The organism is Kitasatospora sp. NPDC049285 (assembly GCF_040678815.1).
Classification (GTDB): Bacteria; Actinomycetota; Actinomycetes; order Streptomycetales; family Streptomycetaceae; genus Kitasatospora.
In genome coordinates, this window is sequence record NZ_JBFAQR010000023.1 from 75,619 (window position 1) to 90,107 (window position 14,489).

14 protein-coding genes are annotated in these 14,489 nt (G+C 72.3%); 7 read left to right on the forward strand and 7 right to left on the reverse strand.

Annotated elements, in window-relative coordinates:
• Positions 1-11: 11 nt before the first annotated feature.
• The 7 genes from AB0K51_RS17280 to AB0K51_RS17310 all read right to left on the reverse strand — a co-directional run bounded on the left by AB0K51_RS17280 (position 12) and on the right by AB0K51_RS17310 (position 5,619).
• Positions 12-1,394 (reverse strand): 8-oxoguanine deaminase, encoded by a 1,383-nt coding sequence (locus tag AB0K51_RS17280; protein WP_363455559.1) that lies wholly within the window; start codon positions 1,392-1,394, stop codon positions 12-14.
• The gene (locus AB0K51_RS17285) at positions 1,355-2,779 is read right to left on the reverse strand and encodes a nucleobase:cation symporter-2 family protein (protein WP_363455562.1); all 1,425 of its coding nucleotides are present in this window, start codon (positions 2,777-2,779) and stop codon (positions 1,355-1,357) included. Before AB0K51_RS17285 ends, AB0K51_RS17280 begins: the two co-directional genes overlap by 40 nt.
• Before the next feature lie 203 nt (positions 2,780-2,982).
• Entirely contained in the window at positions 2,983-3,903 is a 921-nt protein-coding gene (gene pucL, locus AB0K51_RS17290; protein ID WP_363455564.1) for a factor-independent urate hydroxylase, read from the reverse strand.
• 31 nt (positions 3,904-3,934) lie between these two features.
• A complete protein-coding gene (gene uraH, locus AB0K51_RS17295; protein ID WP_363455567.1) occupies positions 3,935-4,267 on the reverse strand; it encodes a hydroxyisourate hydrolase in 333 nt (110 codons plus the stop codon).
• Positions 4,268-4,315: 48 nt separating this feature from the next.
• Complete coding sequence (gene uraD, locus AB0K51_RS17300) at positions 4,316-4,819, reverse strand: 2-oxo-4-hydroxy-4-carboxy-5-ureidoimidazoline decarboxylase (protein WP_363455570.1); 504 nt, start codon at positions 4,817-4,819, stop codon at positions 4,316-4,318.
• A 153-nt stretch (positions 4,820-4,972) separates the two neighbouring features.
• On the reverse strand, positions 4,973-5,344 hold the full coding sequence (locus tag AB0K51_RS17305) for a helix-turn-helix domain-containing protein (RefSeq protein ID WP_363455572.1): 372 nt from the start codon (positions 5,342-5,344) through the stop codon (positions 4,973-4,975).
• Positions 5,341-5,619, reverse strand: a complete 279-nt coding sequence (locus AB0K51_RS17310) for a thiamine-binding protein (RefSeq protein WP_363455575.1) — start codon at positions 5,617-5,619, stop codon at positions 5,341-5,343. Before AB0K51_RS17310 ends, AB0K51_RS17305 begins: the two co-directional genes overlap by 4 nt.
• A gap of 179 nt (positions 5,620-5,798) precedes the next feature.
• Between AB0K51_RS17310 and AB0K51_RS17315 the strand changes: the two genes are divergently transcribed.
• From AB0K51_RS17315 to AB0K51_RS17345, 7 genes are all read left to right on the forward strand, one after another.
• Complete coding sequence (locus AB0K51_RS17315) at positions 5,799-6,635, forward strand: TIM barrel protein (protein ID WP_363455578.1); 837 nt, start codon at positions 5,799-5,801, stop codon at positions 6,633-6,635.
• 400 nt (positions 6,636-7,035) lie between these two features.
• Positions 7,036-7,926, forward strand: coding sequence for a 2-hydroxy-3-oxopropionate reductase (locus tag AB0K51_RS17320; protein WP_363455581.1), 891 nt, complete (start codon positions 7,036-7,038; stop codon positions 7,924-7,926).
• A 190-nt stretch (positions 7,927-8,116) separates the two neighbouring features.
• Positions 8,117-9,241 (forward strand): glycerate kinase, encoded by a 1,125-nt coding sequence (locus AB0K51_RS17325; protein WP_363455584.1) that lies wholly within the window; start codon positions 8,117-8,119, stop codon positions 9,239-9,241.
• A gap of 112 nt (positions 9,242-9,353) precedes the next feature.
• Positions 9,354-10,709: an allantoinase AllB gene (gene allB / locus AB0K51_RS17330; RefSeq protein ID WP_363455586.1), complete on the forward strand. Its 1,356-nt coding sequence runs from the start codon at positions 9,354-9,356 to the stop codon at positions 10,707-10,709.
• A gap of 11 nt (positions 10,710-10,720) precedes the next feature.
• Positions 10,721-11,899 (forward strand): allantoicase, encoded by a 1,179-nt coding sequence (gene alc, locus AB0K51_RS17335; RefSeq protein ID WP_363455589.1) that lies wholly within the window; start codon positions 10,721-10,723, stop codon positions 11,897-11,899.
• A 63-nt stretch (positions 11,900-11,962) separates the two neighbouring features.
• Complete coding sequence (locus AB0K51_RS17340; RefSeq protein ID WP_363455592.1) at positions 11,963-13,426, forward strand: catalase; 1,464 nt, start codon at positions 11,963-11,965, stop codon at positions 13,424-13,426.
• Between the two features lie 242 nt (positions 13,427-13,668).
• On the forward strand, positions 13,669-14,454 hold the full coding sequence (locus AB0K51_RS17345) for an IclR family transcriptional regulator C-terminal domain-containing protein (protein WP_363455595.1): 786 nt from the start codon (positions 13,669-13,671) through the stop codon (positions 14,452-14,454).
• The last annotated feature ends 35 nt before the right edge of the window (positions 14,455-14,489 follow it).

Sequence of the window (14,489 nt, forward strand, 5' to 3'; positions counted from 1 at the left end):
CTGGCGGGGCGTCAGCCGCGGGCGGCGAGCTCGCGGGCGGCGCGGGCGGCGGCGAGGGCGATGCGGTCCTCGTCGACGGTGGTGAGGCGGCCGTTCTCGACGACGGCGTTGCCGTTGACGAACAGGGTGGCGAGCGGCGGGAGCGCGCCGAGGACGAGCGCGGCGACCGGGTCGGCGATCGAGGAGTGCATGATGCCGTCGATCTTCCACAGCGCGAGGTCGGCGAGCTTGCCGGCCTCGATGGAGCCGATCTCGTCCTGCCGGCCGAGCACCCGGGCGCCGCCCATGGTGCCCAGGCGCAGGGACTGACGGACGGTCAGCGCGTCCGGCCGGCCGTGCAGGCGGTTGATCAGCAGGGCGTTGCGCAGCTCGGTGCCGAGCTCGCCGGACTCGTTGGACGCGGTGCCGTCCACGCCGAGGCCGACCGGGACGTCGGCGGCGAGCATGTCGGGGACCCGGGCGATGCCGGCCGCGAGCCGGGCGTTGGAGGACGGGCAGTGCGCGACGCCGGTGCCGGTCTTGGCGAACTTGGCGATGTCGGAGTCGTTCATGTGGACGCAGTGCGCCATCCACACGTCCTCGCCGAGCCAGCCGGTGGACTCGAAGTAGTCGGTCGGGCCCATCCCGAACAGCTGCTTGCAGAACTCCTCCTCCTCGGCGGTCTCCGAGCCGTGGGTGTGCAGGCGCACGCCCTTGCGGCGAGCCAACTCGGCGGACTGCTTGAGCAGTTCGGTGGAGACCGAGAACGGCGAGCAGGGGGCGAGGGCGACGTGCAGCATCGAGCCGAAGGACGCGTCGTGCCACTTGTCGACGGCGCTCTCGGAGGCGACGAGGATGTCCTCGGTCTCCTCCACGGCGTGGTCCGGCGGCAGGCCGCCGTCCTTCTTGGAGCGGTCCATCGAGCCGCGCAGCGCGGTGAAGCGCATGCCGAGCTCCTGGACGCCCTCGATGGAGGCGCCGAGGATGTCGCCGCCGCCCTGCGGGAAGACGTAGTGGTGGTCGGAGGCGGTGGTGCAGCCGGACTTCAGCAGCGCGGCCGCCGAGCCCTGGGTGGCGGCGTGCACCAGGCGGTCGTCGACCCGGGCCCAGGTCGGGTACAGCGCGACCAGCCAGTCGAAGAGGATGTTGTCCTGGGCCAGGCCGCGGGTGATCCACTGGTAGAAGTGGTGGTGGGTGTTGACCAGGCCCGGGGTGACGAGGTGGCCCTCGCCGTTGATCCGGCGCACCACGTTGTCCAGCCACATGGGCGCGGGGCCGTCGCCGACCGACTCGATCGTGTTGCCGAGGATCACGACGTGGCCGCGGGCGTACTCGGTGTCGTCGGCGTCGACCGTGGCGATGGCGACGTTCTCGATCACGATCCGCTGGTCGGCGGGCGGGGGCTGGACTGCCATGGGGTGACTCCTAGGGGGGAACGGCCGGCGGCGCCGACGTGGTGGAACAGCAGGTTGAGCAGGACGGCGGCCAGGCAGCCCGCCGAGATGCCGGAGTGCATCAGGGTGCGGACGGCCTCCGGGAAGCTGTCGTAGAAGGTGGGGGCGGCGATCGGGATCAGGCCGACGCCCAGCGACACGGAGACCAGGATGGTGTGCGCGGTGGACTCCATCCCCGCCTCGCCGAGGGTGCGGATGCCGCTGGCCGCGACGGTGCCGAACAGCACGATCCCGGCGCCGCCGAGGACCGGCTGCGGGACCAGCGAGACCAGCGAGCCGAGCACCGGGAACAGGCCCAGCACGATCAGGATCCCGCCGCCCGCCGCGACCACGAACCGGCTGCGGATCCTGGTGAGCGCCACCAGCCCGATGTTCTGGGCGAAGGCGCTGCACGCGAAGCCGTTGAACACCGGGCTGAGCGCGGTGGCCAGGCCGTCGGCGCGCAGCCCGGCGGCCAGCACCGGCTCGTCGGCCTCGCGGTCGACGATCCGGCCGAGGGCGAGCATGTCGGCGGTGGACTCGGTCATGGAGACCACCATGACGATGCAGAGCGACACGATCGCGGTGGCGTCGAACATCGGCGCGCCGAAGTGGAACGGCGAGGGCAGCGCGAACACCTGCGCGTCACCGACCGGCGAGAAGTCCGCGAGGCCGAGCGGGAAGGCCGCCGCGGTGCCGAGGGCCAGGCCGATCAGCAGCGACAGCTGCTGCCAGAAGCCCTTCAGCAGCCGGTTGGCCAGCACCACCGCGGCGAGCGTGAACGCGGCCAGGCCGATCGCCTTCACCGAGCCGTAGCCGGGCGCGGACGGCGATCCGCCGCGTGCCCAGTTCACCGCGACCGGCAGCAGGGACACCCCGATGAGGGTGATCACGGTGCCCTGCACCACCGGCGGGAAGAACCTGACCAGCCGGCAGAAGTACGGCGCCGCGAGAAAGCACAGGACTCCCGCGACGATCACCGCACCGAAGATCACCGGCAGGGCGTCCTTCGGGCCGTGCTCCTTGGCGATCGCCAGCATCGGCGCGACGCCGGCGAACGAGACGCCGTTGACGAACGGGAGCCGGGCGCCGATCCGCCAGATCCCGAGCGTCTGCAGCAGGGTGGCCAGCCCGGCGGTGAACAGGCTGGCCGAGATCAGCAGGGCGAGTTCGGCGGGCGAGAGCCCGACGCCCGCGCCCACGATCAGGGGTGGAGCGACCACGCCGGCGTACATCGCGGCGACGTGCTGCAGCCCGGTGCCGAACAGCTTCGGCGGGGAGAGCACCTCGTCGACCGGGTGGGTGGGGGTGGAACCGTCGTCTGTGGTGCGGGTGCTGAGGGTGCGTCGAGTACTGCGGAGTGCCATGGAAGTAGCCCCTTTGCTGCCCCTGGCTCTCGGCGCGCCCGTGGCGCTGGAGAGGGTGTGAGGCCCGAGGGCGGGACGACGGAACAAGGGTCCCTCGGGCGGACTCTCCAGCTCCCGGGACGGCCGCCGTGAGGGCGGGCACGATCTCCGAACGGGTGGGGGAGGGAGAGAGGTGCGGTGGTGCGGGGGTGCCTGGCGGCGCGTCAGGCGACCGGGATGACCGGGGTGACGCCCTCGCGGTGCACGGTGCCCTCGATCAGGCCGTACATCCGGTCGGCGGCGTAGTAGACCTCGTTCTCGTTCTTCAGGCCGAACGGCTCGAGGTCCACCAGGAAGTGGTGCTTGTTGGGGAGCTCCAGGCGTACCTCGTCCACCTCGGCGCGGTTGTTCAGCACCCGGGTGCCCATCGCGTGCAGGGTCTGCTGCAGCGAGTAGGAGTAGGTCTCGGCGAAGGCCTCGAGCATGTGCCGCTTCACGTGGTTGTAGGAGCGGTTCCAGTTCGGCTCGGCCTGGCCGTCGCGGCCGTCGAAGCCGTACTTCCAACGAGCCGTCACCTGGGTGGCCAGGATCCGGTCGTAGGCCTCCTGGAGGGTGGTGTACTTGTCCTTGATGTAGCCCCAGAACTCCGAGTTGGTGGTGTTCATCACGACCAGGTCCTTCAGGCCGGAGACGACCTGGACCCGCTCGCCGTCGAAGACCACCTCGGTGGTGCGGACCTCCTGCCCGTTGCGGACGAAGGAGTGGCCGACCTCCTCGGAGCCGATGAAGCGGGCGTTGTTGTCGGGCGTCCTGATCCGGTCCCAGGTGTACTCCTCGATCCGGATCCGGGCGCTGTGCACCACGCCGCGCTCGGTGTCGTTCACGAAGTGCCGGGCCAGGACGATGCCGAACGCCTCGGCCGACTCGATGCCGTACTCCTTGGCGAAGGCGTACACGGTGTTCTTGGTGGTGTCGGTGGGCAGGCAGTTCGCGTTCGAGCCGGTGAGGTGCACGTCCTCGAACTCGCCCTGCAGGGAGACCGAGACGTTCAGGTCCTTGATCTCGTGGCGGGTGGAGTCGCGGTAGACCCGGACGATGCGGTTCTCCGCCTTGCCGTACTGGTTCTGACCGAGCACGTGGGCCATGACATGGCTCCTAAGCTTCCAGGCCGGTCTACTAGCTTCCGCGGTAGACCGAGTAGCCGAACGGGTTGAGCAGCAGCGGCACGTGGTAGTGGTGCTGCGCGGGTGCGACCGTGAAGACGATCGAGACCTCGGGGAAGAACGGCTGCTCCGCGCGGTCCGCGTAGTACGCGGTGGTGTCGAAGAGCAGTCGGACGACCGAGCCCGCCTCCACGGCCGGCAGGTCCTTGACCCGGCCGTCGGAGTCCGTGGCGGAGGCGCCGAGCACCTGCCAGCCACCCTCGGTGTGCAGTGCCAGCTCGACCGGTACCCGCTCGGCCGGGCGGCCGAGGCTGGTGTCGAGCACATGCGTGGAGATGCCAGTCATGGGTGGAAAGACCTTACTGATGGCAGGAGGTGACTGTCCGTCAAGTCGTCAGGACTCGTCAAGCAGTCGGTTGATCCGAATGTCGTTGATCTTGCGCAGCTCGCCCCGGACGATCTCCGCCTCGACGGCCGGTTCGTGCGGGAAGCGCTCGCGCAGTGACGCGAGCATGGTGGCCGCGGTGCGGCCGGTCGCGCAGATCAGGAAGACGTGGCCGAACTTCGCCTCGTAGGCGGCGTTGGCCTCGCGCAGCTCGTCGAGCAGCGACTGCTCGACGCCCTGGATGCCGGCCTGCTCGCGCTCGGAGACGGCGTCGCCGGCCTTCGGCGTGCCGATCCGGGCGTGGCCGGCCATCGCGTCGTGCAGGTCGTCGGCGGTGAGCGCGGCCATCGCCGCCGCGTTGGCGGCCAGCAGCGACGCCCGGTCGGGCCAGGGGCGGGACGCCGCGACGGCGGCGGCCCAGGCGGGGCTGGAGCAGATCTCCAGCAGGGTGTCCCGCAACCCGGCCGCGTCAGCGGCGGCCAGGGCGGCGAGAGCAGAGGGTGGCTGGGGCACGGGTGGACCTCCTGAAGAGTGGTGCCACCCGCACAAGCTAGATCGGCCGCGACGGACCGTCAACACTTTGTTGAACGGTTGGTGGTTACGTTTCCCGACACCCGGTGTTGCCGGGCGGTGTCGTGTGCGATCCGCCAATGGGCGCGCCGACGGCTACGCCTTCTCCTGCCGGTTCAGGTAGTTGTACACCGTGAAGCGGCTGACGCCGAGCGCCGACGCGACGGTCTCCACTCCGTGGCGGACGGTGAACGCGCCGCGCTCCTCCAGCAGCGCCACCACCCGCTGCTTCTCCGCGCGGTCCAGCTCGGCCAGCGGCCGGCCGTCGAACTGGCGGGCCATGTCGGCCAGCATCCGGTCCAGCGCACTGCTCAGGTGCGGCAGCCGCACCGCCACCGCCGGCGCGCCGTCCCACTCCAGGACGACGTCGTCGGCGCGTGCCTCGCCGGGGTCCAGCGCGGTGGCGCCGACCGCCTCCAGCAGCGGCTTTATCGCTGCGGTGAGCGGGTGGTCCAGGGCTTCGCTCACTGCGTACCCACTCCTTCCGGGGAGTCCTGCTCCTCGTCCTCGTCCAGCACGCTGACCTGGACCGAGATCCGGCTGGCCCCGGCCGCCAGGGTCTCCCGCAGCAGGCGGGTGACGGCGGCCAGCGCCTGCTCGGCCTCGCCCTCGGCGCTGGTGCCGAACGGGCCCACCGACACGGCCAGGCCCGCCTCGTCGACCACCCGGCGCGCGGCCTTGGCGTGGTCGGGGAAGCCGTCCAGCTCGAACGGCTCTGTCGTGAACTCCACCATCAATCGCACCCGCTCACCTTAGCGAGCGGCCTGGTCGATCAGACAGTCGACCAGGGGCGTGACCGGCGGGCTTCGGCTGCTTCAACAAATTGTTGCGGTCGCCTTGACAGTGCGGGTTGACGGCGGAGAAGCTTCCATCAAGCAGAATCCAGCTTCCGGATCGTGGAAGTTGGGCGAGAGAGCGAGAGGTGAACGACGTGACCGCTGCCGCCCAGCACCGCTTCACGGTCAACCTGTCCATCCTGTTCGGCGAGCTCCCGCTGCTCGATCGGCCCGCCGCGGCCGCCGCGGCCGGGTTCACCGCCGCCGAGCTCTGGTGGCCGTTCGGCGAGAACCACACCCCCGGCCAGGCCGAACTCGACGAGCTGGCGGGCGCGTTCGACGCCGCCGGGGTCCAGCTCACCGGGCTCAACTTCCTGGACGACCTGACCCGCGGCGCCCGCGGCACGGTCTCCGTGCCCGCCGAGAACGAGCGCTTCCGGGAGAACATCCCGGTCACCGTCGCCCTCGCCGAGCGGCTGGGCACCGGCGCGCTGAACGCCCTCTACGGCAACCGGGTGGCCGGGGTCGACCCCGCCGAGCAGGACGCGCTGGCGCTGGAGAACCTCGCGCTCGCCGCCCAGGCCGCCCACGGTATCGGAGCGGTCCTGCTGATCGAAGCCCTCAACCAGCCGGAGTCCCCGGACTACCCGCTGGTGAGCGCCGCCGCGGCCGTCGAGGTGGTCGACAAGGTCAACGCCGCCACCGGCCTCGGCAACGCCCGCTTCCTCTGCGACCTCTACCACCTGGCCCGCAACGGCGAGGACCTGCCCGCGGTGATCTCCACGTACGCCGACCGGATCGGCCACGTGCAGATCGCCGACACCCCCGGGCGCAACGAGCCCGGCACCGGCGACCTCGACTTCGAGGACCTCTTCGCCCGGCTCACCGCCGCCGGCTACCAGGGCCGGATCGGCCTGGAGTACCGCCCGGCCGGCGGCGTCAGCGCCGACAGCTTCGAGTGGCTGCCGCGAGCGCTGCGCTAGCCCTCCGGGCCGGTCCGCGACCACCGCGCGGCCGACCCGTCGGGCACCGCGAACGGCCTCCGGCCGACCTTCGGGGCCTCTGGTCGATTGTCACGGTCTCCGGTCACTGGCCTTCGGCCGACTGTCCGGGCTGCGGGCTTTCGGTCGAGTGTCGGGGCCGCTGGCCTTCGGCTGACTGTCGGGGCGGCCGGTCGTCGGCCTGCGGCCGACTGTCGGGCCTCCGGGCGCCGGCCTTTGGCCGATCGGCGGCAACCGTGCGGCTGATCCGCCGTCAGGCACCGCCGCGAACCGGCCGCAGGCCGATTGTCGGGTCGCCGGTCATTGGCCTTCGGCCGATCGTCTCGCCCGCCGCTGCAGTACCCGGTCTTCTTCCATTCCCTCACGTAAGGACACCACTGCGATGAGCAGCCGCAAGATCGCCTTCATCGGCCTCGGCATCATGGGCAAGCCCATGGCCGTCAACCTGGTCAAGGCCGGCCACCACGTGACCGGCTTCAACCTGCAGCAGGACGCCATCGACGCGCTGGTCGCGGCCGGCGGCCACGGCGCGGGATCGATCGCCGAGGCGGTCAAGGACGCCGAGATCGTGATCACGATGGTTCCGGCCGACCCGCACGTGGAGCAGGTCATCCTCGGCGAGGGTGGCGTGCTGGAGAACGTCGCGCCCGGCACCCTGGTCGTCGACATGTCCAGCATCACCCCGCAGACCTCGATCAAGGTCGATGCGGCCGCCCGCGAGAAGGGCATCCGCACCCTGGACGCCCCGGTCTCCGGCGGTGAGGCCGGCGCGGTCGAGGCGGTGCTGTCGATCATGGTCGGCGGCGAGGCCGCGGACTTCGCCGAGGCGAAGCCGCTGTTCGACGCGCTCGGCACCACGGTCGTCCACGTCGGCCCGGCCGGTGCCGGCCAGACCGTGAAGGCCGCGAACCAGCTGATCGTCGCGGTCAACATCCAGGTGCTGGCCGAGGCCGTGGTCTTCCTGGAGAACGCGGGCGTCGACCTGGCCGCCGCGCTGGACGTGCTCGGCGGCGGGCTGGCCGGCTCGACCGTGCTGAACCGCAAGAAGGGCAACATGCTGAACCGCGAGTTCGCGCCCGGCTTCCGGATCGACCTGCACCACAAGGACATGGGCATCGTCACCGACGCCGCCCGCGCGGTCGGCGCGGCGCTGCCGCTCGGCGCGGTCGCCGCCCAGCTGGTGGCCTCCGCCCGTGCCAACGGCGACGGCTCGCTGGACCACTCGGCGCTGCTGCGCGGGGTCGAGCGGCTGTCCGGGCGCGAGGTCGAGTAACCCAGAGCTCCTCCTGGCGGCGTGTACCTGTCCGGTCGTGCCCGCGTCGCCAGGAGGCACCACTTCCCTCCCGGAGGGTTGGGGTCTGATCGAAGAAGTACCAGGCGCGGCAGCCGAGTTGAGACCTTGTCGCCACTCGCCTCGCAGTTCCCCGAGCCCCTAGATGTTGCAACGAGAGGTCGTAGGTCCCATGGCTGGTCATGTGGTGGTCGCTCCGGACAAGTTCAAGGGGTCGCTGGAGGGGGCGGAGGTCGCTTCGCGGATTGCTGCGGGGATCCGGAAGGTCTCGCCGGGGGTGGAGGTGCGGGAGTTGCCGGTGGCCGACGGTGGGGAGGGGACGTTGGCGGCGGCGCTCGCGGCGGGGTTCTCGCGGGTGAACGTGAAGGTCGCGGGGCCGACGGGGCTGCCGGTGGAGGCGGGGCTCGCGGTGCGGGGGGAGACCGCGGTGGTCGAGCTGGCGCAGTCCTCGGGGCTGGCGCGGCTGCCCGGGGGGCGGACGGCGCCGCTGGCGGCGGGCTCGTACGGGGTGGGGCAGCTGATCGCGAAGGCGGTGTCGCTGGGGGCGACCCGGATCGTGCTCGGGCTCGGGGGGAGCGCCTGCACCGACGGCGGGGCCGGCATGGTGCAGGCGCTCGGGGTGGAGCTGTACGACGCCGACGGGACGGCGCTGCCGCCCGGGGGAGCGGCGCTGCGCCGGCTGGAGCGGATCGAACTGGGGCCGCTCGCCGACGTGCTGCGCGGCGTCGAGATCGTCGTCGCCTGCGACGTGGACAACCCGCTGCTGGGTCCGCGCGGTGCGGCCGCGGTGTACGGCCCGCAGAAGGGCGCGGACGCCGAGGACCTGGTGGTGCTGGAGGACGGGCTGACCCGCTGGGCGGACGCCGTGGCCGCGGTGACCGGCCGGGACGTGCGGCGGGCGCCCGGCGCCGGTGCGGCTGGCGGAGTCGGCTTCGCCGCCCTGGCGCTGCTCGGTGCCACGATGCGACCCGGCATCGAGCTGCTGCTCGAACTGCTGGGTTTCGACGAGGCTGTGCGTGGGGCGCGCCTCGTCGTGACCGGTGAGGGATGCCTGGACGCGCAGACACTGCACGGCAAGGCCCCCGCCGGGGTTGCCGCGGCCGCTGCCCGGGCGGGGGTTCGGGTGGCGGCCGTGGCCGGCCGGCTGGAGCTGGCGGAGCGGGAGTGGCGGTCGGCGGGCTTCGCGGAGGCGCTGGCGCTGACCGACCTGGCGGAGGATCCGGCCGAGTCGATGACCCGCGCGGGTGAACTCGCCGAACTGGCCGGTGCGCGGCTGGCCGCACGGCTGCTCGGATGACGGACCGTCGGTTCGTCGTACTTTCCTACATTGACGTTTTGTTGAAGGCGGGCCTACGCTCCCAGCACTCCTTCGGCACACCCCGGTTTCCCTGACGTTCGGAGGTCCCCTCATGCCCCTCGGCGACACCACGGTGATCCGCTCCCGGCGGGTGGTCCTGCCGGACGGCGAACGCCCCGCCGACGTGCTGGTGCGGGCCGGCGCGATCGAGCAGGTCGCCGCGTACGGCGCGCTGATCGTCGGCGACCGGCAGCTCACCGACCTCGGCGAGGTCGCGCTGCTGCCCGGTCTGGTCGACACCCACGTGCACGTCAACGAGCCCGGCCGCACCGACTGGGAGGGCTTCGCCTCCGCCACCAAGGCCGCCGCCGCGGGCGGGGTCACCACGATCATCGACATGCCGCTGAACTCCGTCCCGCCGACCACCACGGTCGAGGGGCTGGACGCCAAGCGGAAGACCGCCGACGGGCAGGCCTGGGTCGACCTGGGCTTCTGGGGCGGCGCGGTGCCCGGCAACACCGGCGAGCTGGCGGGCCTGCACCGGGCCGGGGTGTTCGGCTTCAAGTCCTTCCTGGCGCCGTCCGGCGTCGACGAGTTCCCGCACCTGGCGACGCCCGAGGACCTGGAGTCGGCGCTGGCCGAGCAGGCCAGGCTCGGCGCGCTGGCGATCATCCACGCCGAGGATCCGGCGGTCCTCGACGCCGCCCCGCACGTCCCCGGCGTGCACTACCGCGACTTCCTGGCCTCCCGCCCCGACGACGCCGAGGCGGTCGCGGTCGCCGGACTGCTGGAGTGCGCCCGTCGCACCGGCGCCCGGGTGCACATCCTGCACGTCTCCTCCGCCGCGGTCCTGCCGCTGCTGCGCCGGGCCCGCGAGGACGGCGTCCAGGTCACCGCCGAGACCTGCCCGCACTACCTGACGCTCGCCGCCGAGCAGGTCCCGGACGGCGACACCGCCTTCAAGTGCTGCCCGCCGATCCGCGACGAGTCCAACCGCGATCTGCTCTGGCGGGCCCTCGCGGACGGCGAGTTCATCGCCGTGGTCTCCGACCACTCGCCGTCCACCCCGGACCTGAAGCTGCTTCAGCGCTACGGCGGCAGCGGCGACTTCGCCGCCGCCTGGGGCGGCATCGCCTCGCTGCAGCTCGGCCTGCCCGCGGTGTGGAGCGAGGCCCGGCGCCGCGGCCACACGCTGGCCGAGGTGGTCCGCTGGATGTCCGCCGGGCCGGCCTCGCTGGTCGGGCTGACCGGCACCAAGGGCGCCATCGCGCCCGGCTACGACGCCGACCTGGTCGCCTTCGACCCGGACGCGGACTTCGCCGTCCACGCCGAACGACTGCACCACAAGAACCCGGTCACCCCGTACGCGGGCCGCACCCTCACCGGGCAGGTCCGCACCACCTGGCTGCGCGGCCGGGTCGTCGACCCCGACGCCGCCCCGTTCGGCCGCCAGATCATCCGACGCTAGAGGAGAGTCAGTTGAGTACCGCTCAGACCCCGGGCGCACCGTTCACCGAGCTGGTCGACCTGGCCTCCCGGCTGCTGGGCGCGGGCGTGGTCGCCACCAACGAGGACACCTTCGCCGACGCGGAGAACCTGCTGGTCGCCAAGCCCGCCGAGTTCCGCCCGCACACCTTCGGGCACAAGGGCCAGATCATGGACGGCTGGGAGTCCCGCCGCCGACGGGGCGTCAGCGCCGAGCAGCCGCACCCCACCGACGAGGACCACGACTGGGTGGTCGTCCGGCTCGGCGTACCCGGCGTGGTGCGCGGCGTGATCGTCGACACCGCCCACTTCACCGGCAACTACCCCGAGACCGCCTCGGTGCAGGCCGCCTCGGTGCCCGGCCACCCCTCCCCGGAGGAGCTCGCCGCCGCCGACTGGACCGACCTGGTGCCGCGCACCGCGCTGCAGGGCGACACCGCCCACGCGTTCGCGGTCACCGACCCGGGCCGCTACACCCACGTCCGGCTGAACATCTGGCCGGACGGCGGCGTGGCCCGGCTGCGGGTGCACGGCGAGGTGCTGCCCGACCCGCGCGAGCTGGCCGGCCTCACCTTCGACCTCGCCGCGCAGGAGTACGGCGGCGTCGCGGAGGCCGCCTCGGACCGCTACTTCTCCTCCCCGCACAACCTGAACGCTCCCGGCCGCGCCACCGTCATGGGCGACGGCTGGGAGACCCGGCGTCGGCGCGACAAGGCCAACGACTGGGTGCGGATCGCCCTGGCCGGGGGCGGCGAGGTCCTGGCGGCGGAGGTGGACACCTCCTGCTTCGTCGCCAACGCCCCCGGCTGGGCCGAGCTGACCGGATACGACGCGAGCAACGGCGGCGACCCCGCCACCGACCCGGACGGCTGGACCACCCTGCTGCCGCGCACCCGCCTGCAGCCCGACACCCGCCACCGCTGGCGGCTGCCCGCCGGGACCCCGGTCACCCACGTCCGGATCGACGTCTTCCCCGACGGCGGCCTCGCCCGCCTGCGCCTCACCGGCCGCCTCACCGCCGCCGGCCAGGACGCCCTGGCGCTGCGCTGGTTCCACGCGCTCCCCGCGGACGAGGCCCGCCGGGCCCTCGTCGAGGCCGGCCTCGACGCCGCCCTGGCGGACGCCCGCCCGCTCGCCGACGCGACCGCCCTTCGGCCGCTGTACGCCTCCTGACGCCGCGCGTCCCTTGACGCTCCGTCAGCCCTCGATGTCCCGTACCTCCTGAAGGACCGCCACATGACCAAGAAGCTCCTCACCACCGAGTCCGGCGCCCCGGTCGCCGACAACCAGAACAGCGCCTCGGCCGGCGAGTACGGCCCGCTGCTCATCCAGGACCAGCAGCTGCTGGAGAAGCTCGCCCGGTTCAACCGCGAGCGCATCCCGGAGCGCGTGGTGCACGCCCGCGGCTCCGGTGCCTACGGCTACTTCGAGGTCACCGACGAGGTCTCGCAGTACACCCGGGCAGGCTTCCTCGCCGAGGTCGGCAAGCGCACCGAGGTCTTCCTGCGCTTCTCCACCGTGGCCGGCGCGCTCGGCTCCACCGACGCGGTGCGCGACCCGCGCGGCTTCGCGCTGAAGTTCTACACCGAGCAGGGCAACTACGACCTGGTCGGCAACAACACCCCGGTCTTCTTCATCAAGGACCCGGTGAAGTTCCCCGACTTCATCCACTCGCAGAAGCGCGACCCGTACACCGGCGTCCAGGAGGCCGACAACGTCTGGGACTTCTGGGCGCACTCGCCGGCCTCCACCCACCAGATCACCTGGCTGTTCGGCGACCGCGGCATCCCGGCCTCCTACCGCCACATGAACGGCTACGGCTCGCACACCTACCAGTGGGTCAACGCCGAGGGCCAGGCGTACTGGGTGAAGTACCACTTCAAGACCAACCAGGGCATCCGCTCGCTGGACGCCGGTCAGGCCGCGGAGGTGGCCGGCGGCGACGCCGACAGCCACCAGCGCGACCTGCACCAGGCGATCGAGCGCGGCGTGTTCCCGTCCTGGACCCTGTACGTCCAGCTGATGCCGGTCGCCGAGGCCGCCGACTACCGCTTCAACCCGTTCGACCTCACCAAGGTGTGGCCGCACGCCGACTACCCGCTGGTCAAGGTCGGCCGCCTGGTGCTGAACCGGAACCCCGACAACGTCTTCGCCGAGGTCGAGCAGTCCGCGTTCTCGCCGAACAACTTCGTCCCCGGCATCGGCCCGTCCCCGGACAAGATGCTCCAGGGCCGCCTGTTCGCCTACGCCGACGCCCAGCGCTACCGCCTCGGCGTCAACCACACCCAGCTGCCGGTGAACGCCCCGCGCGCCACCGAGGCCGCCAACTACGGCCAGGACGGCTACAGCGCCCTCAACCGCAACGGCCGCGGCAAGAACTACGAGCCCAACTCGTACGACGGCCCCGCGCAGACCGACGAGCCGCTGTCCGCCCCGGTCGCCGTCTCCGGCCACACCGGGACCTACACCACCGTGGCCCACAGCAAGGACGACGACTTCTTCCAGGCCGGCGAGCTGTACCGGCTGATGTCCGAGGGCGAGCGGGCCCGCCTGATCGCCAACCTGGCCGGCTTCCTGGCCCAGGTCAGCCGCGAGGACGTCATCGAGAAGAACCTGGCGCACTTCCACGCCGCCGACCCGGAGTACGGCGCCCGCCTGGCCGCCGCGGTCGCCAAGCTCCGTGCGGGCGACGAGAACTGACGTTTCGTCAGGCTTGCCATCGAATCCACCCTCGGGCGGCCGGGACCTGCACCCCGGCCGCCGCGGCGGCCCCTCCCCCTCGGGCAGTGGGGGAGGGGCCATCGCCGTGTCCGGGCATATGCCTGTCAAGGGCGTCCCGGCACACCCGGGCGAATATCCGGCGACCGCCGATGCGTCGTCACCGCGCTGACTACCCTGAACGGAAGGCGCGAGCCGCCGGGGGAGAACGGGAGGGCGATGCCATGTCGACGGTCAGCCGAGGCCGGGGCCAGGACGACCTGCTGGGGCAGGGCAGCAGCAGCCCGTTCGGCGTGCTCCGCCGGGCGCTGCGCCTGCTGGAGGCGGTCGACCGGCGGCCGGACGGCCTCACCCTCGGCGAACTCGCCCGCGAACTCACCCTCCCCGAAGGGGTGGTGAGGCAACTCGCCGAGGAACTGGAGACCGAGGGCTACCTGGTCCACCTGGACGGCGCCTGGCTGCTCGGCGGCGCCTTCACCCTGCTCGGCGCCCAGCAGCGCGAACCGATGGTCCGGGTCCGGCTGCACCACCAGCTCGAGGAACTCCGCGACGAACTCGGCGCCGCCGTCTACTTCAGCCGCTACCACGACGGCGAACTCTCCGTCGAAGCCGTCGCCGCCGGCGACCACGCCCCCGCCGTCACCGAATGGGTCGACTTCCGCGCCACCGCCCACGCCAGCGCGATCGGCAAGTGTCTGCTCGCCCAACTCGACCACGACGCCCGGCTCGACCACCTCTCCCGGCACCCCGTCGCCCGGCTCACCGCCCGCACCATCACCGACACCGACCGCCTGCTCCACCGCCTCGACCGGCAGCCCGCCACCGTCCCCGTCCTGGACCTCCAGGAGTACTCGATGGACGCCGTCTGCGCGGCCGTCCCCGTCGTCGCCGGCAACACCGTCGGCTGCCTCGCCACCTCCCTGCCGGTCGCCCAGGCCCACCGGCTGCGCGAGGCCGCCGAACTCCTCACCCTCCGCGCGACCCCGCTGATGCTCGCCATGGCGGTCTGACCCGCCGTCGCGTCATGAGTTCCTCCGGTGGTTCC

What these genes read in the sequence shown, in the direction of transcription:
- uraH (WP_363455567.1), bottom strand. Translation starts at nt 4,267, where the DNA reads ATGACTGGCATCTCCACGCATGTGCTCGACACCAGCCTCGGCCGCCCG.
- AB0K51_RS17345 (WP_363455595.1), top strand. Translation starts at nt 13,669, where the DNA reads ATGTCGACGGTCAGCCGAGGCCGGGGCCAGGACGACCTGCTGGGGCAG.
- AB0K51_RS17285 (WP_363455562.1), bottom strand. Translation starts at nt 2,779, where the DNA reads ATGGCACTCCGCAGTACTCGACGCACCCTCAGCACCCGCACCACAGAC.
- AB0K51_RS17280 (WP_363455559.1), bottom strand. Translation starts at nt 1,394, where the DNA reads ATGGCAGTCCAGCCCCCGCCCGCCGACCAGCGGATCGTGATCGAGAAC.
- AB0K51_RS17340 (WP_363455592.1), top strand. Translation starts at nt 11,963, where the DNA reads ATGACCAAGAAGCTCCTCACCACCGAGTCCGGCGCCCCGGTCGCCGAC.
- AB0K51_RS17320 (WP_363455581.1), top strand. Translation starts at nt 7,036, where the DNA reads ATGAGCAGCCGCAAGATCGCCTTCATCGGCCTCGGCATCATGGGCAAG.
- allB (WP_363455586.1), top strand. Translation starts at nt 9,354, where the DNA reads ATGCCCCTCGGCGACACCACGGTGATCCGCTCCCGGCGGGTGGTCCTG.
- AB0K51_RS17325 (WP_363455584.1), top strand. Translation starts at nt 8,117, where the DNA reads ATGGCTGGTCATGTGGTGGTCGCTCCGGACAAGTTCAAGGGGTCGCTG.
- pucL (WP_363455564.1), bottom strand. Translation starts at nt 3,903, where the DNA reads ATGGCCCACGTGCTCGGTCAGAACCAGTACGGCAAGGCGGAGAACCGC.